The organism is Burkholderia sp. 9777_1386 (assembly GCF_015712265.1).
Lineage (GTDB): Bacteria > Pseudomonadota > Gammaproteobacteria > Burkholderiales > Burkholderiaceae > Burkholderia > Burkholderia cenocepacia.
This window is the reverse complement of sequence record NZ_JACCQB010000035.1, coordinates 26,984-51,049: the sequence shown is the minus strand read 5'-3', so window position 1 is coordinate 51,049 and position 24,066 is coordinate 26,984. Positions and strand designations below refer to the sequence as shown.

At 68.0% G+C, this 24,066-nt stretch carries 16 protein-coding genes, 1 tRNA gene, 1 pseudogene and 2 riboswitches; of the genes and pseudogenes, 12 read left to right on the top strand and 6 right to left on the bottom strand.

What is annotated here, in order from left to right; genetic code table 11:
• Positions 1 to 166 precede the first annotated feature (166 nt).
• The 5 genes from H0X91_RS23505 to vioA all read left to right on the top strand — a co-directional run bounded on the left by H0X91_RS23505 (position 167) and on the right by vioA (position 7,059).
• Positions 167 to 1,321: a flagellin gene (locus H0X91_RS23505; RefSeq protein WP_048985845.1), complete on the top strand. Its 1,155-nt coding sequence runs from the start codon at positions 167 to 169 to the stop codon at positions 1,319 to 1,321.
• A 132-nt stretch (positions 1,322 to 1,453) separates the two neighbouring features.
• Positions 1,454 to 2,962 carry a flagellar filament capping protein FliD gene (fliD, locus tag H0X91_RS23500; RefSeq protein ID WP_006484094.1) on the top strand — a complete coding sequence of 503 codons (1,509 nt, stop codon included), beginning with the start codon at positions 1,454 to 1,456 and terminating at the stop codon, positions 2,960 to 2,962.
• Between the two features lie 25 nt (positions 2,963 to 2,987).
• Positions 2,988 to 3,287: a flagellar protein FliT gene (locus H0X91_RS23495; protein WP_006484091.1), complete on the top strand. Its 300-nt coding sequence runs from the start codon at positions 2,988 to 2,990 to the stop codon at positions 3,285 to 3,287.
• Positions 3,288 to 3,544: 257 nt separating this feature from the next.
• Positions 3,545 to 5,890, top strand: a complete 2,346-nt coding sequence (locus H0X91_RS23490; protein ID WP_062884182.1) for a tetratricopeptide repeat protein — start codon at positions 3,545 to 3,547, stop codon at positions 5,888 to 5,890.
• Between the two features lie 26 nt (positions 5,891 to 5,916).
• Positions 5,917 to 7,059 (top strand): dTDP-4-amino-4,6-dideoxy-D-glucose aminotransferase VioA, encoded by a 1,143-nt coding sequence (gene vioA, locus H0X91_RS23485; RefSeq protein WP_048986119.1) that lies wholly within the window; start codon positions 5,917 to 5,919, stop codon positions 7,057 to 7,059.
• Between the two features lie 10 nt (positions 7,060 to 7,069).
• On the opposite strand, the gene H0X91_RS23480 is transcribed toward vioA, so the two are convergent.
• From H0X91_RS23480 to H0X91_RS23460, 5 genes are all read right to left on the bottom strand, one after another.
• Positions 7,070 to 7,732 carry an acetyltransferase gene (locus H0X91_RS23480; RefSeq protein ID WP_196433393.1) on the bottom strand — a complete coding sequence of 221 codons (663 nt, stop codon included), beginning with the start codon at positions 7,730 to 7,732 and terminating at the stop codon, positions 7,070 to 7,072.
• Positions 7,733 to 7,838: 106 nt separating this feature from the next.
• Positions 7,839 to 9,779 (bottom strand): tetratricopeptide repeat protein, encoded by a 1,941-nt coding sequence (locus tag H0X91_RS23475; protein WP_196433392.1) that lies wholly within the window; start codon positions 9,777 to 9,779, stop codon positions 7,839 to 7,841.
• Positions 9,780 to 9,818: 39 nt separating this feature from the next.
• On the bottom strand, positions 9,819 to 10,562 hold the full coding sequence (locus tag H0X91_RS23470) for an acetyltransferase (RefSeq protein ID WP_048986113.1): 744 nt from the start codon (positions 10,560 to 10,562) through the stop codon (positions 9,819 to 9,821).
• Between the two features lie 262 nt (positions 10,563 to 10,824).
• Positions 10,825 to 12,429, bottom strand: coding sequence for a TIGR04222 domain-containing membrane protein (locus H0X91_RS23465; RefSeq protein ID WP_062884184.1), 1,605 nt, complete (start codon positions 12,427 to 12,429; stop codon positions 10,825 to 10,827).
• A 201-nt stretch (positions 12,430 to 12,630) separates the two neighbouring features.
• Positions 12,631 to 12,706, bottom strand: a tRNA-Arg gene (locus H0X91_RS23460).
• A 251-nt stretch (positions 12,707 to 12,957) separates the two neighbouring features.
• Here H0X91_RS23460 and H0X91_RS23455 point away from each other — a divergent pair.
• The gene (locus tag H0X91_RS23455; RefSeq protein WP_062884185.1) at positions 12,958 to 13,845 is read left to right on the top strand and encodes a c-type cytochrome; all 888 of its coding nucleotides are present in this window, start codon (positions 12,958 to 12,960) and stop codon (positions 13,843 to 13,845) included.
• Positions 13,846 to 13,951: 106 nt separating this feature from the next.
• Here H0X91_RS23455 and H0X91_RS23450 read toward each other — a convergent pair whose 3' ends face one another.
• Entirely contained in the window at positions 13,952 to 16,039 is a 2,088-nt protein-coding gene (locus H0X91_RS23450; protein WP_034195655.1) for a UvrD-helicase domain-containing protein, read from the bottom strand.
• A 310-nt stretch (positions 16,040 to 16,349) separates the two neighbouring features.
• Between H0X91_RS23450 and H0X91_RS23445 the strand changes: the two are divergent.
• The 6 genes and pseudogenes from H0X91_RS23445 (at position 16,350) to gcvP (ending at position 24,055) form a co-directional block, all read left to right on the top strand.
• Positions 16,350 to 17,056: pseudogene (locus H0X91_RS23445) on the top strand (SGNH/GDSL hydrolase family protein).
• Positions 17,057 to 17,357: 301 nt separating this feature from the next.
• Complete coding sequence (locus tag H0X91_RS23440; RefSeq protein ID WP_196433391.1) at positions 17,358 to 18,410, top strand: oxidoreductase; 1,053 nt, start codon at positions 17,358 to 17,360, stop codon at positions 18,408 to 18,410.
• A gap of 203 nt (positions 18,411 to 18,613) precedes the next feature.
• Positions 18,614 to 18,976, top strand: coding sequence for a hypothetical protein (locus tag H0X91_RS23435; RefSeq protein ID WP_006485676.1), 363 nt, complete (start codon positions 18,614 to 18,616; stop codon positions 18,974 to 18,976).
• A gap of 113 nt (positions 18,977 to 19,089) precedes the next feature.
• Positions 19,090 to 19,192, top strand: a riboswitch (glycine riboswitch).
• 34 nt (positions 19,193 to 19,226) lie between these two features.
• Positions 19,227 to 19,360, top strand: a riboswitch (glycine riboswitch).
• A gap of 83 nt (positions 19,361 to 19,443) precedes the next feature.
• Entirely contained in the window at positions 19,444 to 20,562 is a 1,119-nt protein-coding gene (gcvT, locus tag H0X91_RS23430; protein ID WP_069353207.1) for a glycine cleavage system aminomethyltransferase GcvT, read from the top strand.
• A 126-nt stretch (positions 20,563 to 20,688) separates the two neighbouring features.
• Entirely contained in the window at positions 20,689 to 21,069 is a 381-nt protein-coding gene (gene gcvH, locus H0X91_RS23425) for a glycine cleavage system protein GcvH (protein ID WP_006485673.1), read from the top strand.
• 58 nt (positions 21,070 to 21,127) lie between these two features.
• Complete coding sequence (gcvP, locus tag H0X91_RS23420) at positions 21,128 to 24,055, top strand: aminomethyl-transferring glycine dehydrogenase (protein ID WP_006485677.1); 2,928 nt, start codon at positions 21,128 to 21,130, stop codon at positions 24,053 to 24,055.
• Positions 24,056 to 24,066: the final 11 nt, after the last annotated feature.

The window sequence follows — 24,066 nt, the reverse complement described above, 5'->3', positions numbered from 1 at the left end:
CGAAATGACAAAGAAGGACAAAAAATCGGGCCGAATCTCCACGTGCCCCTCAAGTTTTGTTTTGGTGCGCCGAAATCCTGCTCTGAGGCGGCCAGCAATGAACGAGTGCTTCCGCCGACGCCAAAACGGCTTTCCAGGGCTTTCGGCTTATACAGGAGATTTTTCCATGCTCGGAATTAACAGCAACATCAACTCGCTGGTTGCACAGCAGAACCTCAACGGCTCGCAAAACGCCCTGTCCCAGGCCATCACGCGCCTGTCGTCGGGCAAGCGCATCAACAGCGCAGCGGACGACGCAGCAGGCCTCGCGATCTCGACCCGGATGCAGACCCAGATCAACGGTCTGAACCAGGGCGTGTCGAACGCCAACGACGGCGTGTCGATGATCCAGACGGCATCGAGCGCACTGTCGTCGCTGACGAACAGCCTGCAGCGTATCCGCCAGTTGGCCGTCCAGGCGTCGACGGGCACGATGTCCACGACCGACCAGGCCGCACTGCAGCAGGAAGTTTCGCAGCAGATCCAGGAAGTGAACCGTATCGCGTCGCAAACGACGTACAACGGCACGAACATTCTCGACGGCTCGGCAGGCATCGTGTCGTTCCAGGTCGGCGCGAACGTCGGCCAGACGATTTCGCTGGACCTGAGCCAAAGCATGTCGGCTGCGAAGATCGGCGGCGGCCTGGTGCAGAAGGGCCAGACGGTTGGTACGGTGACAGGTCTGAGCCTCGACAACGCCGGCGCGTACACGTCGTCGGGCGCAGCGATTACCGCGATCAACGTGCTGTCCGACGGTAAAGGTGGCTACACGTTCACCGACCAGAACGGCGGCGCGATCTCGCAAACCGTTGCACAGTCGGTGTTCGGCGCAAACGCAACCACCGGCACCGGCACGGCAGTCGGCAATCTGACGCTGCAGACTGGCGCAACCGGCGCAGGCACGTCCGCGGCACAACAGACGGCAATCACCAACGCAATCGCCCAGATCAACGCCGTCAACAAGCCGGCTACCGTGTCGAACCTCGACATCAGCACGGTCAGCGGTGCGAACGTCGCGATGGTGTCGATCGACAACGCGCTGCAGACGGTGAACAACGTGCAGGCGGCACTCGGCGCGGCGCAAAACCGCTTCACGGCAATCGCCACGTCGCAGCAGGCGGAATCGACCGACCTGTCGTCGGCACAGTCGCAGATCACCGACGCGAACTTCGCGCAGGAAACCGCGAACATGTCGAAGAACCAGGTGCTGCAGCAAGCAGGCATCTCTGTGCTCGCACAGGCGAACTCGCTGCCGCAGCAGGTCCTGAAGCTCCTGCAGTAATCGCGTAGCAACCGACGGCCGGGCCCCGCGTAACGCGCGGCCCGGCCGCAGTCACTTGGCGCGCGGGGCGTTGCTCCGCCGCCAGGTCTTCATCCAGAACTTCCCGGATCACCCGCCGCACGGAGCAACACGATGTCGACGATCAATCCCGCCGTCACCGCCGCCAACAACTCGGCCAACAGCGCGCTGCAGCAAGCCGCCCAATCGATCATCAGCGGTTCGACCGGCAACTCGTCGATGGACGTCAACTCGCTCGTGACGGCACTCGTCAATGCGAAAACCGCCGGCCAGGCCGCCGCGCTCAACGCGCAGCAAAGCAGCGACAACACCCAGATTTCCGCGTACGGCGCACTATCGGCCGCGCTGAGCGCATTGCAAGCCAGCCTCACCACGCTGTCGAACGGCTCGCTGCAGAACACCTTCACCGCGACCGCGAGCGGCACCGGCCTCACCGCGACCGCGGGCGCCGGCGCGGTAGCCGGCAGCTATTCGGTCGGCGTCACGCAGATCGCGACGTCGCAGTCGCTGTCGTCGGCCGCGTTCGGCGCGTCGACCGCGCTCGGCACCGGCACGATGACGCTGTCGCTCGGCAGCCAGTCGTTCACCGTCGACGTGAACGGCACCAACAACACGCTGTCCGGCATCGCCGCCGCGATCAATACCGCGACCGGCAACCCGGGCATCGTCGCATCGGTCGTCAACGGCAGCGACGGCGCGCACCTCGTGCTCAGCTCGACGCCGACCGGCGCGGCGAACACGATCGGCGTCGCGCTCAGCAACGTCGCCGGCGACAACGGCCTGTCCAGCCTCGGCGTCACGTCGACGCCCAGCACGACGGGCGGCCAGTCGACGATCACGTCCGCGAACGGCAGCGCCGCGTGGAAGCAGAGCACCGCCGCGCAGGACGCCGCGTTCACGATCAACGGGATCGCCGGCACCAGCGCGAGCAACACCGTGACGAGCGCGATCACCGGCGTCACGCTGAACCTGACCAGCGCCGCCGTCGGCGCCACGCAGCCGCAAACGTTGACGGTCGCGACCGACACGAAATCCCAGGCCGCCGCGATCAACAACTTCGCGACGCTCTACAACACGCTGGTCACGACGATGGGCTCGCTGTCGAGCTTCACGTCCGGCGCGTCGTCGCAAGGCCCGCTGCTCGGCGACTCGACGCTGAACACGATCAAGAACGCACTCGCATCGATCGTCGCGAGCGGCGTGAACAGCAACGGCTCGACGGTCAACCTCGCGTCGATCGGCGTCACGCTGCAGGCCGACGGCACGCTGAAGGTCGACAGCACGGCGCTCAACGGCGCACTGCAGAACAACCCGACGGGCGTCGCGTCCCTGTTCAACTCGAAGAACGGGATCGGCGAGCAGTTGACGACGAACATCACGAACTACACGAAGACGAACGGACTGATCGCCGCGCGCACGACCGCGCTCAGCAACGATCTGAAGAACGTCGCGCAGCAGCAGACGACGCTGTCCAACTATGCAGCCCAGCTGACGAGCCAGTACCAGGCGCAGTTCACCGCGCTCAACACGCTGATGGCGACGATGAACAGCAACTCGCAATACCTGACCCAGTTGTTCGGCGGCGCGAACAGCGCCGGCGCGATGTCGAACAACAAGGGCTGATCGCTGGCCGGACCGGAGAGCACCGATGGAACAGACCGAACTGATTGCGCAGATCGATGCGCTCACCGACGGGATCGAACACGCGGCCGCGATGGCCGACTGGGCCGAGGCCGCACGCCTCGTCGATGCGCGCTGGTCGCTCGTCGCGCTGCTCTCGACCGACCAGCCGCCCGTCGGCATCGCCGCGATCCGCCGCATGCAGGCAAGCAACGACCGGATCTTCGCCGACGCGCAACGCGCGCAGCAGGAGCTGACCGACGAATACCAGGCGGCAATGAGCCGCGTGCAGGCCGTCGGCCAGTACCAGAGCATCGCGAACCGCTGATCCGCATCCGGCCGCGCGCCGCAATGCGCGCCGCCAACCCGACAACAAGAACTACACGCTGATGTGAGGGCGTGCTCGTTCGCCTCCCCGCCCGCCTCGTGCGGGCGTTTTTTTTGGGGTGTCGCCAGCCGCACCGCCCCTCCGTCGGCCGACCGGTCAATCGACCAAACTGACCGGGCTTTTCCCGTCACCTCGCGGCATCGGCGCGACGGCCCGCTACCCATAATGATATCGACCGACTTTCCGCAGATTTCATCATGTTCTCGACCGAACTGCCCGCCACCGCCGCGCTCACGCCCGAACAGCAGCTTGCGCAGGACATCGCGCTCGTCATGGAGAACGCGCTCGAGCGCCAGCGCAGCGGTGCGTTCGACGACGCCCGGGCGCTGTACGAGGCCATCCTCGACGCGGTGCCCGCGCATGGCGATGCGCATTACAACCTCGCGGTGCTGATGGTCGATACGGGCCGGGCGGCTGATGCGGTGCCGCATTTCGAAGCCGCCATCGGCGCGAACCCGGACAACGGCTACTACTGGGTCAGCTACATTCATGCGCTGCATCGCAGCGGGCAAACGGCCGCCGCATGGATCGCGGTCGAAATCGCGCAGCAGCGAGGCGTGCACGGACCAGCGCTCGACGGGCTGATCGCGCAATTGGCGTCGCCCGACGTCGTGTTCGCGACCGCCGCGGTCGCGGCCCCGAGCGGCATCGACACGGCGATCGTCCTGGAAATCGCGGCCGGCGCAGCCGGACGGAGCGACGCCGGCAAGCCGGTCCGTCACCCTAATCAGACGCTGCTGCAAAAGCACGCGGCGCTGTTCGACAAAAACAAGCACGCGGAAGCCACCGCGCTTGCGCGGCAACTGGTTGCCGACTATCCGAAAGACGGCGCATGCTGGCGCGCGCTGTCCGCATCGCTTCACCGGGAAGGCCGCTTCGCGGAGATGATCGAGGCCGGCTTTCGCACGATCGAATTGCTGCCGAATGAATTACTCGTGCGCATGCTGCTCGCCGACACGCTGCGGATGATGAACCGTCTCGCGGAGGCCGACGAGCAGTGCACGCGCCTGCTCCAGCTGCAGCCCGATCACCCGGAGGCCTTCCGGATTCGCGGTCTCGTGCTGTTCGCGCTGCGCCGCACGGATGAAGCGATCGCGGCCTGCCGACGTGCGGTCGAGCTTGCGCCCGACGCCGCTGCGCCGTGCGGCACGCTCGGTTTCGTGCTGCTCGAACAGGGCGCAACGCAGGAAGCGATAGGCTGGCTGAAGCGCTCGATCGAAATCAACCCGACCGACAACATCACCCACAGCAGCATGCTGTTCTGTATCGCACATAGCAGCGACTTCGATCCGCAGGCGCTCGTCGCGGAACACCGCAAGTTCGGCGAGCGCTACGACAACCACAAGCGCAAGCGCGCGGCCGTGTTCTCGAACTCGCGCGATCCGGCGCGCAAGCTGCAGGTCGGCTTCGTGTCGGGGGACTTGTTCAGCCACGCGGTCGCCTCCTACGCGGTGCCCGTGATCGAACATCTCGCCGCCGATCCCGGCATCGCGATGCACTTCTATCACAATCACTTCGAGGAAGATCACACCTCCGAGCGCTTCAAGGCCCACGCCACGACCTGGCGCAACGTCGCCGGCATGAGCGACACGGCCTTCCTCGAACGCGTGCGCAACGACCACATCGACATCGTGATCGACCTGTCGGGTCATACCGGCCGCAACCGGCTCGTTGCGCTGGCGCAGCGCGCGGCACCGGTTCAGGCGTCGTGGATCGGCTATCCGGCCACGACCGGGCTCGCCGCAATGGACTACTACCTGACGGACCGCTTCGTCGCGCCGCACGGCGCATTCGACGACCAGTTCGTCGAGCAGCTCGTGCGGCTGCCCGCGATCGCGCCGTTCATGCCGCCGCCGAACTGCCCGCCCGTCAACGTGCTGCCGGCGCTGCACAACGGCTATACGACGTACGCCAGCTTCAACCGCCTGAACAAGCTGAGTCCGCACGTGATCGAGGTCTGGGCGCGCGTGCTGCACGCGGATCCGACCGCGCGCATGGCGCTCGGCGCGATAGGCAACGAAGGCGACCGGCAGACGCTGACCGAATGGTTCGCGGCCGCCGGGATCGACGCCAACCGCTTGACGTTCCACCGGCGCTCGAACATCCCCGTCTACATGCAACAGCATCACGGCGTCGACCTCTGTCTCGACGCGTTCCCGTACACCGGTTCGACGACGACGCTGAATGCGCTGTGGATGGGCGTGCCGACCGTGACGATCCCCGGCGCGACGATGGCCGGGCGCGGTAGCGCGGGCTGGCTGCAGCACGTCGGGCTCGATGCGTACATCGCGACGGACGAGGACGATTTCGTCGCGAGAGCGCTGGCGCTCAGCCGCGACACCGCCGCGCTACAGGCGCTTCGCGCCGGCCTGCGCGCGCGCTGCGGAGCGTCCGCCGCGTTCCGGCCGGCTGTCGTCGCGGCCGGGCTGTCGTCGGCGCTGCGCACGATGTGGACCCGCTGGTGCGCGGGAGAGCCCGTCACCGCATTCGACACGCCGCTGTTCGACGACGTGATGACCGCACCGGCCGCGGCCGAGGCCTGAACGCCGCGTTATCGAGAGAGACCGTCATGACCGCCAGCCTGCCCGCATCGTCCGTCGCGCAACTGCCGCACGAACGCATCTACGTCACGCAACCGCACCTGCCACCGCTCGCGGAATTCCTGCCGTATCTCGAGAAGATCTGGGAGAGCCGCACGCTGACGAATGGCGGCCCGTTCCACCAGCAGTTCGAGCGCGCGCTGTGCGACTATCTCGGCGTGCCGTACCTGTCTCTGTTCGCGAACGGCACCCTCGCGCTTGTCACCGCGTTGCAGGCGCTGCGCATTACCGGCGAGGTGATCACGACGCCGTACTCGTTCGTCGCGACCGCGCATTCGCTGCTGTGGAACGGCATCAAACCGGTATTCGTCGATGTCGCGCCCGGCACGCTCAATCTCGACCCCGCGCGCATCGAGGCGGCGATCACGCCGCAAACCACCGCGATCATGCCCGTGCACTGCTACGGCAATCCGTGCGATGTCGACGCGATCCAGAAGATCGCCGACAACTACAACCTGCGCGTCATCTACGACGCGGCGCATGCGTTCGGCGTGCAGAACGCCGACGGCAGCGTGCTCGCGCACGGCGACCTGTCGGTGCTGAGCTTCCACGCGACGAAGGTGTTCAACACGTTCGAGGGCGGCGCGATCATCTGCCCCGACGCGAAGACCAAGCAGCGGATCGACCACCTGAAGAACTTCGGTTTCGTCGACGAGGTCACCGTCGTCGCGCCCGGCATCAACGGCAAGATGAGCGAAATCAACGCCGCGTTCGGGATGCTGCAGTTGCAGCACATCGATGGCGCACTCGCACGCCGCCGCGAAATCGACACGCTGTACCGCACGCTGCTGGCCGACGTGCGCGGTATCCGCTGTGTGCCGCTCGGCGGCCAGACCGTCGCGAACCATGCGTATTTCGCGATCCTCGTCGACGAAGACTATCCGCTCGATCGCGACGCGCTGTACCAGAAGCTGCGCGACTACGACGTGTACGCGCGCCGCTACTTCCATCCGCTGATTTCGGAATTTCCGATGTACCGCGGGTTGCCGTCCGCCAGCCGCGACAACCTGCCGGTCGCCACGGAAGCCGCGCGCAAGGTATTGTGCCTGCCGATCTACCCGGCGCTCAGCGACGACATGGTTCGCCGCATCGTCGAGCTGATCGCCTTCTGACCCGCCGCGCCTACAGGTAACGCTCGTCGGCCGCGCGCGCGCGGATCCGGCGCGCCGGGTTGCCGTACGCCACCGTGTACGGCTCGACGTCGTGCAGGACGACCGCACCCGCGCCAACGACGCTGTGCTCGCCGACCGCAATCCGGTGCCGCAGCATCGCGCCGAGGCCGATCGCCGCGCCGCGGCCGATCCGGCAGTTGCCGCCCGTGACGACGCCCGGTGCGAGGCTCGAGAAATCCGCCATCACGCCGTCGTGATCGAGCGACACATTCGTGTTGACGATGCAGCCTTCGCCGATCGAGCAGCTCGGATTGATCACCGCGCCGGCCATCACGACCGTGCCCGCGCCAATCGTCGACGCCTTGCCGACGCACGCGGCCGGATGCACCGCCGACACGCGCGGCAAGCCCGGCACGAGCATCGCGAGGCCGGCCGTCACGTTCTCGCGTGCATGATTGTCGCCAATGGCGACCAACAGCCCGCCGATTCCGTACTGGTCGACCATCTGCGGCAAATCGCGCTCGGCGCCCAGCACCGCGTAGCCGAGCGTCTCCTCGCCGGGCGTCCGGAACGAATCGATCAGCCCGGCGATCCGGTACCGGCCGGCCTGTTCGACGATGTCGATCACGACCTTGGCGTGACCGGAAGAGCCGACGATGATGATGTTTTCCACGAAGGCCTCGATTGATCTGATGGGTAGCGGCAGCACGGCCGCGTTTCGTGCAGTATGCCGTGTCGTCGCGCCCGCGCCCCGTCACGTCACGTCACGTCACGTCACGTCAGACGCTACGCGCCGTTTTGTCCGCCGTCACGAACGCGGCTGCAAAATGCGCGGCAAACGCCGCCCGCAGCCGCTCGGCCATCTGAATCCAGCTGTCGCCGCGCCCGCGCCGGAACAACCGCACCGTGCCCGGATACCAAGGCGAATCCTCACGGTCGTGCATCCATCGCCAGTCCACGTCCTGATTCGGCAGCAGCACCCAGCAGGGCTTGCCGAGCGATGCGGCCAGATGCGCGGTCGACGTGTCGACGCACACCACGAGATCGAGTTGCGCGACGATCGCGGCCGTATCGGCGAAATCGTCGAGTTCCGAGCCCAGGTGCAGCAACGGCAGCCCGCCCGGCGGCTGGCGCGCTTCGTCCTCGCCCTGCCCTTTCTGCAGACTCACGAAATTCACGCCCGGCACGCTCCACAGCGGCGTCAGTAATGCCAGTGACGGCAGCGAACGGTGCGCGTCGTTGTGATGCTTCGGATTGCCTTTCCACACGAGTCCGACGCGCGGGCCGGGCGGCAGCGCATCGAGGCGCGCGCCCCAGTGCGCGACGCGCGCCGGATCGGGTACGAACCGCACCGGTGGCGGGATCGTGTCGAGCGTCGTGCCCGCGTGCATTGGCGCGCTCAACAGACTCGTCCAGTAATCGAATTGCGCGGCCTGCGCGGTAGCCGTCTCGTGATCGAGCACCGCGTCGACGCCATCGACCGTGTCCATCAGCCGATGCAACGCCGGCTGGCACGCAAACACCACCCGCGCCGCCTGCCGCGCGCGAAATTCCGCGAAATAACGGCTGAACTGCAGCATGTCGCCGAGGCCGTCCTCCTGCCACACGAGCAGCGTCTTGCCGGCCAGCGGCTCGCCTTGCCACTGCGCGCACCGCAGTACCTCGCGGGTCCGGCGGTGCACGAACGTCGACTGCTCGTAGCGCGATTCGTAGCGGCGCCAGCCTTCCTCGAACCGACCGACGCCGAGCAGCAGCGTCGCCAGCCCGAAGCGCGCGTCGTCGTAGTCGGCCCGCAGATCGAGCGCACGGCGGTATGCGCGCTCGGCTTCGTCGAGGCGGCCCGCATGCGCGAACGTCGTGCCGAGGTTGTAGTGCACCTCGGCCATCTGCGGCGCGAGTGCCAGCGCGTCGGTGAACGCGACGGCCGCTTCGTCGTGGCGGCCCTGCGCACGCAGGACGCAGCCGAGATTATTGTGCGCCTGCGGCAGGCCGGGCCGGCAGCGGATCGCGTCGCGATAGGCCGCTTCCGCTTCGGGCAGGCGATCGAGGTTCTGCAGCGCGACGCCGAGGTTGTAATGCGCTTCCGGATGATCGGGACACAATGCGATGGTCTGCCGGCTGGCCGCCTCCGCTTCCGGCAACCGCTGCATGTCGACGAGGATCGCGCCGAGATTCGCGTGCGCGAGTACGTGGTCGGCGCGAACCGCGATCGCGAGCCGGTACGCGAGTTCCGCCTCCGCCGGCCGGGCAAGGACGCGAAGCAGGTTGCCGAAATCGGTCAGCACGTCGGGCGACCGCGGCTCGATCGACAGGGCCTGCCCGAGCGCCTGCTCGGCTTCGTCGAGCCGGCCGAGCGCTTCGAGTACCTTGCCGAGCCGGTGATGGTGCGACGCGCGCAACGGCGCGACGCAGGCAAGCTGCCGGCGCAGGATCACTTCGGCGTCGGGCAAGCGACCCTGCGACATCAGCAGCGCGTGAAGGCCGTCGTAGGGGGGCTCGAACGCCGGCATCGCATCGATCGCGCGCCGCCACGAGGCTTCTGCGTCCGCCAGATGGTTCAGGCCGAGCGCGCAGACGGCCGCGACGTGCAGCACCGCGACGTCCACCGCAGGCGCGTCGAGCTGCGGCGCCACAAGCGACAGTGCGTCGGCAAACTGTCCGTTCTGGCACAGGGTTGCAGCGTGTTGAACCGGTACGGATTCGTCGGAAGCAGGTGTCATGTCATGCGACGCTGCGCGGCACGCAACGCGAACGGTCGGTCAGGCGGGCGTCGATACGGCGGCCGGCTGACCGGACTCACACATCGTTCGGTCCTTGGCTTCCTGGAGCGCCGCGAGCGTGTCGAGCGCACGCCCTTCGTCAGCGGTGAGGTCGACCAGGAACGCGTCGTTGTTCTGCTTGATCCAGTCGAGCGGCATATCCCACCACGCAAGCTGCAGCAGTCGTTCGCGCACTTTCTCCGTGAAGCGGAAGCGCACCAGACGAGCCGGCGACCCGGCATAGATTCCATACGCCTCGGTGCGGAAATTGGGCGGGATGACGGCCCGCGCGCCGATCACGCAGCCGCTTTCGATCTGGCTGCCACCGAGGAACAGCGCTTCGTCGCCGATCCAGACGTCGTTGTGGATCACCATATCCCCGTATTGCGGCATCGGCGGATGGGCGAGGCCGTTGCCGTAAATGCTGAACATGCTCGTGGAAATCGTGCGCATCTCGTGCTGGCCGTTCAACAGGAATCGCAGGCGCAGTCCGCCGGCCACGTGCTTGCCGATCACAAGCTTCTGATGGTCGAGGTCGTACTTCGCGATCGAGCCCACACCGATCGATGAGCATCGGCCGATATGAAACGTGCCGGCCTGCGCTTCTTCATCGACCCAGTTGCGAAAAAAATTGTTCGGAATCGCCGAAAAGGCACCATCCCGGTAGCCAAGCACGATGAAATGCTTCGCCCACGAATGGTCGGCCAGCACGCCAATACAATCGTCGGAGGTCGTAACGTTCATTCGCGGTAGCAGGTTTGCCGGCGCAGTAGCACGATGTCGCAACCGCCCGGTACGGAAAGGAGAAAACCGACGCGACACGTCGGTCGCGATCATGGACGATGCAGTATAGAAAGCGCACTGCGACAACCGACCATCAAAAAGAACGGCGTTCTGGCTTCTGTTCCGTCGATGGGCGGAATGCCCCGGATCCGCGACCGGGATTCCGCGAGCGCCGAACCGGGTTCGCACCCGGCGTGATCGACGCGGCACCGCCCACTGTCGCTCAGTTCGACGAACACCCACCGCAACTGCTCGAACTGCACGAACTCGACGAACTGCAGCTCGACGACGCGCAACTGCTGTCCGACGAGTCGAACGACGTACCGCCGCCCGTTTTCGCCGCGGCGACCGACGCCCCTCGCGAGGCGGCCAGCACCGTGCCCGAATACGTTGACCACGCGGTACCAGCCAGCGCGCCGGCGCCGAACAGCGCTGCGGTCCACAGCAACGGGTCCGGATCGTCACGTTCGGCGTCGCGTGTCTCGCGCGTTTCCTGCGTCTGGCTCGCGTGCGCTACCTCGCGCGCGGCCCGCGGATCGTGCGCAGCGCGGCGCGCGAGCAACGCGGCGCGCCCGGCCGCCGTGGCGCCGCCTCGCCCGAAACCGGTGAGTCGCCACGCGACGATCCGGTACGCGAGCGCGAACACCGCCATGCAGATGCCGAGCAGCAGCACGGGCCGCCCGCGGCTCAACCCGACCGCAAGCTTCGCGGCGCCGGTGCCGAGCACGAGCAGCACGATTGCGCGCGCGGCCAGGCGCGACACGCGCAACTCGCCCGGCGCCCACCACCAGCCCTGCGCGCGCATTCCGTCGACGACTTCCTGCGCGTACTTCGCCAGCCGCTCGCGAAACACGCCGTAACGCACGGTGCCGGACGGTTGTTCGTTGAGCCACGCGCAGTGGTCGTCGTGCCGGCCCGCGCGTTCCAGATCCGCGATCTTCACGTACCCGCCTTGCCGGGGAACGGTCCACAGATCGACCGCGCCCGCATGCGCGAGCGACATCGTCACGACCTGCGCGACCCGCGCCTCGCCGCCGGTGAGATAGGCGACTTCGTCGGCACTCAGCCCGGACGAAGCCTTGCGCGTGCGCCGGCCCCAGCGGCGGACGCGAAATTCGATGGCCTGGAGCGCGACGATCAGCAACAGCGCGCCGACGCACGCCAGCACGTAGAACGCGAGAAACTGCGGCCCGGTGTAATTCAGCACGTTGAAGTCCTGCGCCGATGCGCAGGTCGCGGCGACGCTCGCGGCGGCCGCCGGCCACACGAGTTTCGGCAGACGGTCGCGCCACGCACGGCGCGGCGCCACGGCGGCCATGCGCTCGGGCTGCTGCGCCTCGACCCCCGCTTCTCGCTCGACTGCCCGGTCGACGGGACGCGGCCAGATCGATGCCGGCGGCTCGCAGCCGAACAGCCGGCGATAGCTGACGAGCGTGTCGCGATAGCGCTGCGCGTACACGGCGGCCTCGTCCGGCGCGCCGGTGCCGGGCATGTGGTGCAGCCGCGCGCGCAGCACGCCGGCGCAGAACACGTCCCAGTATTCGAGCGTGTATTGCAGATGGAAATGCCACGCGGCATCGACCGCGACCGACGGCGTAACCGGATGCCCGGCCACCTGTGCGAGAAACGCGAAGCGCTTGTATTCGTCGATCACGGCCAGCGCGTGGTCGTGCGACCAGCCTTCGGCGTCGGCGAGGCGCCGGCTGTACGGCAGCGGCGCGTCGGGATCGTCGGGGGAATACGCGTGCAGACGCGCGAGCAGCGCCTGCTGCGCATCGGTCAGCGCGCAGGCAGCGACTGCGGTCGAGGTAGACGGAATGGCAGCCATCGGGAGTCGGCGCGATGCGCGGACGGCCGCCGCGATCGACGCTTGGAGTGGTCGTTGTGGGCGATTCTCGCACACCGGAAAGGCGGCGGAATAGCGTGGGAACGGCCCGGCCGATGACGATGCGACGCCGTGCGGTGACGTTACGCCTGGACGACTTCAGGAAAACGGATCGGGAAATTCAACGCCTGGAATCAGGCTATTTGGCGCGCCCGGCTGGGATCGAACCAGCAACCCCTGCCTTCGGAGGGCAGTACTCTATCCATTGAGCTACGGGCGCGTGTGACAGTGAAGCGACCCCATATACAGGCCGCCCACGATTGGCAAGACGGCAAGGATACCCGGTTTCCCATGACGCGTCCACCTTGCCTGCCGAATCGCCGCCGGGCCGTGCTGCGTGCGGGTAAACACGCGCCATCGCGCCGCTCGCCGTGATGTAAACGTTCCGTCTATAATCGTCCGTGCTTCATTGGACTGCCATTTTGCCGTTGCACCGCGCTCACAATTCCTATTCATGGAGACGAGGCAAGCATGAGCGAAGCACCCCACGAATCTCCCGTCAAAACCCCCGGGCAGCTGATTGCCGTCATCATCGCGTCGTTCGCGATTCCGATCATCCTGATCGTCCTGTTCGCCAATTATGCGAACCATGCGTTCCGTTCCGGCGCCGGCACGGACGCGCTATCCGACGAGCAGGTCGCCGCACGGATCGCCCCGATCGCGAAGGTCGACGTGAAGGACGCCAACGCGCCCCGCACGTACAAGACCGGCGAGGAAGTCTACAAGGCCGTCTGCGTGACCTGCCACGGCACCGGCGCCGCCGGCGCGCCGAAGTTCGGCAACAAGGACGACTGGGCGCCGCGCATCTCGCAAGGCATCGACACGCTGCTGAAGACGGCCCTCGCGGGCAAGGGCGCGATGCCGGCGCGCGGCGGCACGAGCCCCGACGACGTCAGCGACTATGAAATCGCCCGCGCGATCGTCTACATGGCTAACAACGACGGCGCGAACTTCCCCGAACCGGCGGCGCCGGCCGCCAACGCGGCGCAGCCCGCGAGCGGCGCGCCCGCGTCGGGCGCCGATGCGTCGAACGCGCAGGCCGCGGCCGCCATGGCCGCGATCGCCGCGATCCCGAAGGCCGGCGAAAAGCCCGCGGCCGCCCCGGCCGGCGCCGATGCGGCAACGGCCGGCAAGGCGCTGTACGCGTCGACCTGCCAGGCCTGCCACGCGGCCGGCGTGCTCGGCGCGCCGAAGTTCGGCAGCAAGGAAGACTGGGCGCCGCGCCTGAAGGACTCGATGGATACGGTCTACAACTACGCGCTGCACGGCAAGGGCGCGATGCCGCCGAAGGGCGGGTCGAACGCGTCGGATGCCGACGTGAAGGCGGCCGTCGACTACATGGTCAACGCGGCGAAGTAACGACGTCGCCCGGCCATCCGTCAAAAACCCCCGCGACGCACGCGCATCGCGGGGGTTTCTTTTTTTGGTTGCCGGTTCGCCGCGCCATCGTGTGCGCGGCGCCGCGTCACTTCTGCAGCAATGCCTTCAGGCTCGCGAGCCGGTCCTTCGGCGACATCGGCGCCTCTTCCGGCGTCGGCGGCGGCGCTTCGTCGAGCCCCATCTCCGGGATGAAGCGCGACGGTTCGCACACGACCGTCTCGCGCGCCCGCTTGCGCTTCTTGCACCAGTTCAGGTGCAGGCTGCGCTGCGCACGGGTGATCGCGACGTACATCAGCCGGCGCTCCTCCTCGATCCGCTCGTTGTCGATCGGGCCGTCGTCCTCGCTGCCGCCGCGGTGCGGCATGATGCCTTCCTCGACGCCGACCAGGAACACGTGCGGATACTCGAGCCCCTTCGACGCATGGACGGTCGACAGCCGCACGGCGTCCGGGTCCTCGTCCTTGCCCTCGAGCATCGACATCAGCGCGACGGTCTGGATCAGGCCGAGCAGGTTCTTGCCCGTGTCGGCGAGCCCGTCCGCGTTGTGGAAACCGTCGGCCTCGCCGTCGACGGCCTCCGTCTCGGGCTTCGTGCCCTTGCGCTTCAGCCATTCGAGGAATTCGAGCACGTTCTGCCACTTCGACTGCGCCTGCCGCTCGTCGAACGCGTCGTACAGGTACGCCTCGTAGTGGATCGCCTCCATCATGTCGTCGAGCACGACGGTCGCGGGCTCCTTGTCCGCGCGCTCGGTCAGGCGCTGGATGAAGTCGCAGAACATCCGCAGCGGCTCGACCTGGCGCGCCGACAGCCGCGCCTCGATCCCGCCCATGTACACGGCCTCGAACAGCGACACCTTCGCCTGCCCCGCGAACGAGCCGAGCGCTTCCAGCGTCGTGTTGCCGATGCCGCGGCGCGGCGTGGTGACCGCGCGGATGAACGCGGGATCGTCGTCGGCGTTCGCGATCAGCCGCAAGTACGCGCACAGATCCTTGATCTCGGCCTTGTCGAAGAACGACTGGCCGCCCGACAGCACGTACGGAATCCGCTCGCGCCGCAGCACCTGCTCGAAGATGCGCGCCTGGAAGTTGCCGCGGTACAGGATCGCGTAGTCGCGGAACTGCGCGCGCCGCTCGAACTTGTGCGCGGACAGCCGGAACACGACCGACTCGGCCTCGTGTTCCTCGTCGTTGCACGCCGTGACGGTGATCGAATCGCCCATCCCGTGCTCGGACCACAACTTCTTCTCGAACAGCTTCGGGTTGTTCGCGATCACGTTGTTCGCGGCGGTCAGGATCCGCACCGTCGACCGGTAGTTCTGCTCGAGCTTGATCACATGCAGCTTCGGGAAATCCTTGCCGAGCTGCGCGAGGTTCTCGAGCGTCGCGCCGCGCCAGCCGTAGATCGCCTGGTCGTCGTCGCCGACCGCCGTGAATGCGGCGCGCGGGCCCGCGAGCTGCTTCAGCAGCTCGTACTGGCACGCGTTGGTGTCCTGGTATTCGTCGATCAGCAGGTAGCGCAGCTTGTTCTGCCAGCGGTCGCGCACCTGCTCGTTCTTCGCGAACAGCTCGGCCGGCAGGCGGATCAGGTCGTCGAAGTCGACCGCCTGGTACGCGTGGAGCGTCGCCACGTAGTTGCGGTAGACCAGCGCGGCCTGGTGTTCGTCCTCGTTCGCCGCGATCGCCATCGCCTCGTCGGGCATGATCAGGCCGTTCTTCCACAGCGAGATGATGCTCTGGATCTTGCGGATCAGCCCTTTGTCGGTCGTGCCGAGCTGCTCCTGGATCATCCCGAAGCAGTCGTCCGAATCCATGATCGAGAACTGCGGCTTCAGGCCGACGTGCTCGGCCTCCTGGCGCAGGATCTGCACACCCAGCGAATGGAACGTGCAGACGGTGAGCTGGTTGACGGGCACCTTGCGGCCTTCCTTGCCCGGCGTGGTCAGCGTCTTGCCTTCCAGCAGCTTCGACACACGCTCGCGCATTTCGGCCGCCGCCTTGTTCGTGAACGTGACGGCGGCGATGTGGCGCGGCTCGAAACCTTTCGCTTCGATCAGGTGCGCGATCTTCTGCGTGATCACGCGAGTCTTGCCGCTGCCCGCGCCGGCGAGCACGAGACAGGGACCGTCGAGATAGCGCACCGCTTCGTTCTGAGCGGGATTGAGGCCTGCTGACATGATGGCGGATGGTGTTGCGGGTTGACGGCGGAACGCCGGGAGGATGCCGTGCGCGGCAGGCTGGCGAAGCAGGCGGACACGCAGGCAGGACGCGCATGTTAACACGTCGGCGGCGGGTATTTCGGGCGCGCCGCCGGACGGGGCGCGCAGGCTTGCCGGGCGGGCGCCCGCCGTCCGTTCGGCGTTGTCGTGGCCGTCCGTTCGGCCAATCGGGCCCGGTCCGCGCCGTGATCGGACACAATACGCACTCCGCTGGCGCCACCCGCGCCGGCCCGCTTCAATGCGTTTCAACCACCGCCGGATCGACCTCATGGGATACCCGTTCGCCACCGCCGCCCTCGGCCCGCTGCTGTTCGCGCAAGGGCGCTACGTGCGCCGCGTCACGCCGCGGCTGCCCGAAGCGGCCGGGCCCCGCGACGGCTCAGTCGGCGACGGCCCGCCGTGCGCGTGCTGGTGGTCGGCGATTCGGCCGCCGCGGGGGTCGGCGTCGCGACGCAGCACGACGCGCTCGCCGGGCAACTGGCGAGCGCGCTGGCGGCCACGCACCGAGTGCGCTGGAAACTGCTCGCGCGCACCGGCCTGACCACGCGCGAGCTCGTCGACTGGCTCGCCGCCGAGCCGACCGAGCCGTTCGACGTGGCCGTGACGTCGCTCGGCGTCAACGACGTGACGGGCGGCGTGCCGCCCGCACGCTGGCTCGCGCAGCAGACCGAGCTGGTGCGGCTGCTCGCCGCGCGTTTCCAGATCGGGCACGCGATCCTGTCGGCGGTGCCGCCGATGGAGCGCTTCCCGGCGCTGCCGCAGCCGCTCGCGTGGTATCTAGGGCGGCGCGCGAAACGGCTCAACACGGCGCTCGCCGGCTGGGCGGGCGCGCAGCCGCACTGCACGTTCCTGCGGGTCGACCTGCCGCTCGAACGGCACCTGATGGCCGCCGACGGCTTCCACCCCGGCGCAGCCGCCTGCGCGGTGTGGGCCGCGCAGGTTGCGGCTGCGGTGCGGCAGCGGATGGACGGATGATGCGGCACATGCCGAGGCCGGCCGGCCGCCCCGGCTCACCGTGCGGTGTGCCGGGTGCCGGGTGCCGGGTGCCGGGTGCCGGGTGCCAAGAGCCAAGAGCCGGGTGCCGCGCGTTCGACAGTCGCACCGCGCGCCCCCGCTCCTGCGCAAAATGCCGGTATTCCTTGCGCAAGCGTCGCATCGCTCCGTGCATTTCGCCCGACGCGTCTGTGCAAGCGGCAGCGCCATGCCAAAATAGCCGGTCGTCTTCGCGCCGCTCCGGCGCGCCATCCTTTAGTTTCCTTCGCAGCCAGGAATTGCCATGTCGTCATTGCTCAGGATTGGTTTGATGGGTTTCGGTTTCGCCGGCGCGACGTTCCACGCGCCCGTAATCGCCACGAGCGGCCGCACTGAAGTCGCCGCGATCGCGACGGGCCAGGGGGAACGCGCGCAGGCCGCGTATCCGGGCGCGCGCATCGTCCCCGACCTCGACACGCTGCTCGGCCTCGACGATATCGAATGCGTGGTGATCGCCACGCCGAACGACACCCATTTCGCGCTCGCGCGCCAGGTGCTCGAAGCCGGCCGCCACGTAGTGGTCGACAAGCCCGTCACGCTCACCGCCGACGAGGCGCTCGCGCTCGCGCGGCTCGCGAACGCGCGCAGCCGGCTGTTCGCGCCGTTCCACAACCGCCGCTGGGACGGCGATTTCCTCACCGTGCGCCGCATCGTCGAATCGGGCGAGCTCGGCCGCCTCACGTACTTCGCGTCGCACTTCGACCGCTTCCGGCCGACGCCGCGCACGCGCTGGCGCGAGGAGCCGGCCCGCGGCGGCGGCCTGCTGCTCGACCTCGGCCCGCACCTGATCGACCAGGCGCTCGCGCTGTTCGGCACGCCGGAAACGGTGAGCGCCACCGTCAAGACGCGCCGCGACCACGGTACGGCGCCCGATTTCGTGCACCTGCTGCTCGGCTATCCGGACAAGGGCGTCGCGCTGCATGCGAGCGCGCTGTCGGCGATCGAACCCGCGCGCTTCACGCTGCACGGCACGCGCGGCAGCTACCAGAAGTTCGGGCTCGACACGCAGGAAGACCAGCTCAAGGCCGGCCTCACCGCGGACGACGTCGAATTCGGCGGCGGCAACCCGCCCGGCCTGCTGCGCGTGCTCGACGGCGACGTCGAGGTCGAGCGGCCGGTGCCGACGCTCGACGGCCAGTACGCGGAGTTCTACCGCGCGCTCGCCGCGTCGATCCGCGACGGCGCGCCGTTCCCCGTCACCGCGCAGGACGCGGTCGACGTGATGACGATCATCGAGCTCGCCGCGCAGAGCGAACACGACGGCCGCCGGGTGCCGTTCGTGCGCCGCCCGGTCTGACGCCGCGGGCCGGGTCGGTGCCGACCCGGCCGCCCTCCCGCGCCACACGCCCGCGGCAGCGCTGCCTCTTCCTCCCTGCGCCGCCCCGCCCGCTCGGCGCCGAACATTCCGTTACAAATGGTGCGGGAACGAAAGTCAGCGGTCGTTCGGTCTGACGCGTTTCTCAAAAAGTCGATCCGACACCCATCCGTCAGGAGAATGTGATGCAACGGTTGATTCGCGCAGCGGCATGCTGCGTCCTGGTTTCCTCGCTCGCGGCGTGTATCGTGCAGCCGCAGCGGCCGGCCCGGCAGGCGCCCCCGCCGCGACCGAATCCGCAGGTCGTCGCGAACGACCGCATGCAGGAGGTCCAGGGACGGATCGACAACCTGCATCGCCGGATCGACGCGCGCGTGAACGGCGGCTACTACCCGCCGCCCTACGGCGCGCAGCTGCACCATCGCCTCGACGTGATCCGCCAGGAAGCGAACGACATGTCGGCCCAGCACAACGGCGGCCTGTCCGGCGACGAGCAGCGCGTGCTGAACCAGGAACTCGACACGGCCGCGCGCGCGATCGGCGAGTAACGCGCCGGCACCTGCCGGCGCGGATGAAGCGGCGGCGCCGGCCGCCGCCGCTTGTCGCGAAGCGACATTCTTTTGCTCAAATTGACAATGCCCACCTGCTCGCGTACAGTCGCCCGCACGCGTCGGGAGAGCGTGTGACCGGGTTGTTCCGACACCGGTTGCGCCGCCGAAGGGGCACACCCGCAAACTCTCAGGCAAAAGGACCGACCGCGTCGGGAAACCGCATCCGCGCACCGCGCGAGCAATACGTTTCCCGCACTCTGGAGAGCGGCAGTAGCCCGCAGCGCATTGGCTGCGCGGGCAGGCTGCCCACCGAAGGGGCGCGCGTTCGCCGGGCTTGGCCCGCAGCGCAATCTCTCAGGTATCGAGGACAGAGGGGCATGTACCGGATCGCGTGAGGCCGTCGGCCGCGGCGGTCGGCACATGGCCGTTCTGATCCGCGCGCAAGCGCCTTGCCTGAGGCCTCGATGACTGCACTGAATCACACCCCGCTCAACGCCGCGCACCGCGCGCTCAATGCCCGCATGGTCGACTTCGGCGGCTGGGACATGCCCGTCAACTACGGCTCGCAGATCGAAGAACACGCTGCCGTGCGCACCGACGCCGGCATGTTCGACGTGTCGCACATGTGCGTCGTCGATTTCACCGGCAGCCGCGTGCGCGCGTTCTTCGAGCATGCGATCGCGAACAACGTCGGCAAGCTCAAGACGCCCGGCAAGGCACTCTACTCGTGCCTGCTCAACCCGCAGGGCGGCGTCATCGACGATCTGATCGTCTACTACTTCACCGAAGAATTCTTCCGCGTGGTCGTCAACGCCGGCACCGCCGACAAAGACATCGCGTGGTTCAACGAGCTGAACGAGCAAGGCGGCTACGGCCTGACGATCGCGCCGCGCCGCGATTTCGCGATCGTCGCCGTCCAAGGTCCGAACGCCCGCGAAAAAGTCTGGGCGACGGTGCCTTCCGCCCGCGCCGCCACCAGCGAACTCAAGCCGTTCAACGCCGCGCAGGTTGCCGGCACGCCGTTCGGCGATCTCACCATCGCCCGCACCGGCTATACCGGCGAAGACGGCTTCGAAGTGATCGTCCCGGCCGTGCACGTCGAAGTGCTGTGGAATGCGCTGCAGCAACACGGCGTGCGTCCGTGCGGGCTCGGCGCGCGCGACACGCTGCGCCTCGAGGCCGGCATGAACCTGTACGGCCAGGACATGGACGACACCGTCTCCCCGCTCGACGCGGGCCTCGCATGGACCGTCGACCTCGCCGCGCCGCGCGACTTCGTCGGCCGCGCCGCACTCGAAGCCAACGGCACGCGCGCCGCGTTCGTCGGCCTGATCCTGCAGAAGGAAAACGGCAAGGCGGGCGGCGTGCTGCGCGCGCACCAGAAGGTCGTCACGCCGCACGGCGAAGGCGAGATCACGAGCGGCACGTTCTCGCCGTCGATGCAGGAATCGATCGCGTTCGCGCGGGTGCCGGCGGCCGTCCAGATCGGCGACACCGTCCAGGTGCAAATTCGAGACAAGAATCTTCCCGCGCGCGTGGTAAAACTGCCGTTCGTGCGCAACGGCAAGGTCCTCGCTGCGTAACGACCGAGAAGCGGCCGCGGGGCCGCCTCCCGGCAAGCCGGGAGATGGCGCCCGGCGCAACCCTATCCGGCGTGCCATGGCGGCGCGCCAGCAGAACGAACACACCCTTTTATCCAGGAGCATCCGATGAGCAACGTCCCGGCCGAGCTGAAATACACCGACGAACACGAGTGGATCCGCACCGAGGCGGACGGCACGCTGACGGTCGGCATCACCGATCACGCGCAGAGCACGCTCGGCGACATCGTCTTCCTCGAGCTGCCCGAAGTCGGCAAGTCGGTGAACGCGGGCGACGCCGTCGGCGTCGTCGAATCGGTGAAGGCGGCCTCCGACATCTACTCGCCGGTGTCCGGCGAGATCGTCGCCATCAACGAAGCAGCCACCGACGCGCCGGAAGAAGTGAACGGCGATGCGTACGGCGTGTGGCTCTTCAAGATCAAGCTCGCGGCCGGCGCGTCGACCGACAAGCTGATCGACGCCGACGCCTACAGCAAGCTGATCGACTAATTTCCCTACCCGAACCGCGCGGCGCCGGCCTCGGCGCGCGCGGGACCAGAGTCACGCCATGAAGCTCGAACACCCGGACCGCCTGATGAACCGCACGCCCCTCTCGCTCGCCGCGCTCGAAACGCACGACGCGTTCGCCGAACGCCACATCGGCCCCGACGCCGCCAGCCAGCAGGCCATGCTCGACACGCTCGGCTTCGCGTCGCGCGCCGCCCTGATCGACGCCGTGATCCCGGCCTCGATCCGCCGCGCCGAAACGCTGCCGCTCGGCCCGTTCGCACAGCCGAAGAGCGAGGCCGAAGCCCTCGCCGCGCTGCGTGCGCTCGCGGACAAGAACCAGGTGTTCCGCTCCTATATCGGCCAGGGTTATCACGACACGCACACGCCGGCCGTGATCCTGCGCAACGTGCTCGAAAACCCGGCGTGGTACACGGCCTACACGCCGTACCAGCCCGAAATTTCCCAGGGCCGCCTCGAGGCGCTCCTGAACTTCCAGCAGATGGTGGCCGACCTCACCGGCCTCGCGATCTCGAACGCGTCGCTGCTGGATGAAGCGACGGCCGCGGCCGAAGCGATGACGCTGCTGCAGCGTACCGGCAAGCCGAAGTCGAACGTGTTCTATGTGGCCGACGACGTGCTGCCGCAAACGCTCGAAGTGATCCGCACGCGCGCGCTGCCGATCGGCATCGAAGTCAAGACGGGCCCGGCGGCCGACGCCGCGCAGGCGAACGCGTTCGGCGTGCTGCTGCAATACCCGGGCGTGAACGGCGACGTGCGCGACTACCGCGCGCTCACCGAAGCGATCCACGCGGCCGGCGGCCACGTGGTCGTCGCGGCCGACCTGCTCGCGCTCACCGTGCTGACGCCGCCCGGCGAATGGGGCGCGGACGTCGCGGTCGGCAACACGCAGCGCTTCGGCGTGCCGATGGGCTTCGGCGGCCCGCACGCCGCTTACATGGCCGTGCGCGACGAATTCAAGCGCCAGATGCCGGGCCGCCTCGTCGGCGTGACGGTCGACGCGCAGGGCAAGCCCGCGCTGCGCCTCGCGCTGCAGACGCGCGAACAGCACATCCGCCGCGAAAAGGCGACGTCGAACGTGTGTACCGCACAGGCGCTGCTCGCGATCATGGCCAGCATGTACGCGGTCTACCACGGCCCGCACGGCCTGAAGACGATCGCGCTGCGCGTGAACCGCATCGCGGCGCTGTTCGCCGCCGGCGTGAAACAGCTCGGCTTCGCGACCGTCAACGACACGTTCTTCGACACGCTGACGATCGACACCGGCGCGCGCACCGCGCAGGTCCACGAATTCGCGAAGGCGAAGCGCATCAACCTGCGCCGCGTGAGCGCCACGCAAGTCGGCGTATCGGTCGACGAAACGACGACGCGCGACGACCTCGCCGACCTGCTCGACGTGTTCGCGCAGGCCGCGGGCGGCACCGCGCCGGCCGTCGATGCGCTGGACGCGGGCCTCGCCGGCGTCGCCGCGCTGCCGGCCGGCCTCGAGCGCACGAGCGCGTACCTGACGCACCACGTGTTCAACCGCCACCATTCCGAAACCGAAATGCTGCGCTACCTGCGCAGCCTGTCGGACAAGGATCTCGCGCTCGACCGCTCGATGATCCCGCTCGGCTCGTGCACGATGAAGCTGAACGCGACGTCGGAAATGCTGCCCGTCACGTGGCCCGAGTTCGGCCGGATCCACCCGTTCGCCCCGGCCGAGCAGACCGTCGGCTACCGCGAGATGATCGACCAGCTTGAGCAGATGCTCGTCGCGGCCACCGGCTACGCGGCCGTGTCGCTGCAGCCGAACGCGGGCTCGCAGGGCGAGTACGCGGGTCTCTTGATCATCCACGCGTACCACGCATCGCGCGGCGAAGGCCATCGCGACGTGTGCCTGATCCCGGCGTCCGCGCACGGCACGAACCCGGCGTCCGCGCACATGGCCGGCATGAAGGTCGTGGTCGTCGCCTGCGACGCGCAGGGCAACGTCGACATCGCCGACCTGAAGGCGAAGGCCGAACAGCACTCGAAGGACCTCGCGGCGATCATGATCACGTACCCGTCGACGCACGGCGTGTTCGAGCAGAACGTCCGCGAGATCTGCGAAATCGTCCATGCGCACGGCGGCCAGGTGTACGTCGACGGCGCGAACATGAACGCGATGGTCGGCCTGACCGCGCCGGGCCAGTTCGGCGGCGACGTGTCGCACCTGAACCTGCACAAGACCTTCTGCATCCCGCACGGCGGCGGCGGCCCGGGCGTCGGCCCGGTCGCGGTCGGCGCGCACCTCGCGAAGTTCCTGCCGAACCAGCGCTCGACCGGCTACGCACGCACGGAAGACGGCATCGGCGCGGTGTCGGCCGCGCCGTACGGCTCGGCGTCGATCCTGCCGATCTCGTGGATGTACATCGCGATGATGGGCGCGAAGAACCTGACCGCCGCGACGGAAACCGCGATCCTCAACGCGAACTACATCGCGAAGCGCCTCGCGCCGCATTACCCGGTGCTGTATTCGGGCCCGGGCGGGCTCGTCGCGCACGAGTGCATTCTCGACCTGCGTCCGATCAAGGAAACGAGCGGCATCAGCGTCGACGACGTCGCGAAGCGCCTGATGGACTATGGATTCCACGCGCCGACGATGAGCTTCCCGGTGCCGGGCACGCTGATGGTCGAGCCGACCGAATCGGAATCGCAGGAAGAACTCGACCGCTTCATCGCCGCGATGATCGCGATCCGCGAGGAAATCCGCGCGGTCGAGGAAGGCCGCGCCGATCGCGAGGACAACCCGCTGCGTCACGCACCGCACACGGCGGCCGTCGTCACCGCGAACGAATGGCCGCACGCGTACTCGCGCGAGCAGGCCGCGTACCCGGTCGCATCGCTCGGCACGAACAAGTACTGGCCGCCGGTCGGCCGTGCGGACAACGCGTACGGCGACCGCAATCTGTTCTGCTCGTGCGTGCCGATGTCGGACTACGCATAACGCGCGCCAGG

Bases quoted from the DNA above. Each gene is read 5' to 3' on its own strand.
- H0X91_RS23495 (WP_006484091.1), top strand. From the start codon at position 2,988: ATGGAACAGACCGAACTGATTGCGCAGATCGATGCGCTCACCGACGGG.
- H0X91_RS23475 (WP_196433392.1), bottom strand. From the start codon at position 9,779: ATGACACCTGCTTCCGACGAATCCGTACCGGTTCAACACGCTGCAACC.
- H0X91_RS23440 (WP_196433391.1), top strand. From the start codon at position 17,358: ATGTCGTCATTGCTCAGGATTGGTTTGATGGGTTTCGGTTTCGCCGGC.
- fliD (WP_006484094.1), top strand. From the start codon at position 1,454: ATGTCGACGATCAATCCCGCCGTCACCGCCGCCAACAACTCGGCCAAC.
- H0X91_RS23505 (WP_048985845.1), top strand. From the start codon at position 167: ATGCTCGGAATTAACAGCAACATCAACTCGCTGGTTGCACAGCAGAAC.
- gcvT (WP_069353207.1), top strand. From the start codon at position 19,444: ATGACTGCACTGAATCACACCCCGCTCAACGCCGCGCACCGCGCGCTC.
- H0X91_RS23435 (WP_006485676.1), top strand. From the start codon at position 18,614: ATGCAACGGTTGATTCGCGCAGCGGCATGCTGCGTCCTGGTTTCCTCG.
- H0X91_RS23465 (WP_062884184.1), bottom strand. From the start codon at position 12,429: ATGGCTGCCATTCCGTCTACCTCGACCGCAGTCGCTGCCTGCGCGCTG.
- H0X91_RS23490 (WP_062884182.1), top strand. From the start codon at position 3,545: ATGTTCTCGACCGAACTGCCCGCCACCGCCGCGCTCACGCCCGAACAG.
- H0X91_RS23455 (WP_062884185.1), top strand. From the start codon at position 12,958: ATGAGCGAAGCACCCCACGAATCTCCCGTCAAAACCCCCGGGCAGCTG.
- H0X91_RS23470 (WP_048986113.1), bottom strand. From the start codon at position 10,562: ATGAACGTTACGACCTCCGACGATTGTATTGGCGTGCTGGCCGACCAT.
- H0X91_RS23450 (WP_034195655.1), bottom strand. From the start codon at position 16,039: ATGTCAGCAGGCCTCAATCCCGCTCAGAACGAAGCGGTGCGCTATCTC.
- gcvP (WP_006485677.1), top strand. From the start codon at position 21,128: ATGAAGCTCGAACACCCGGACCGCCTGATGAACCGCACGCCCCTCTCG.
- vioA (WP_048986119.1), top strand. From the start codon at position 5,917: ATGACCGCCAGCCTGCCCGCATCGTCCGTCGCGCAACTGCCGCACGAA.
- gcvH (WP_006485673.1), top strand. From the start codon at position 20,689: ATGAGCAACGTCCCGGCCGAGCTGAAATACACCGACGAACACGAGTGG.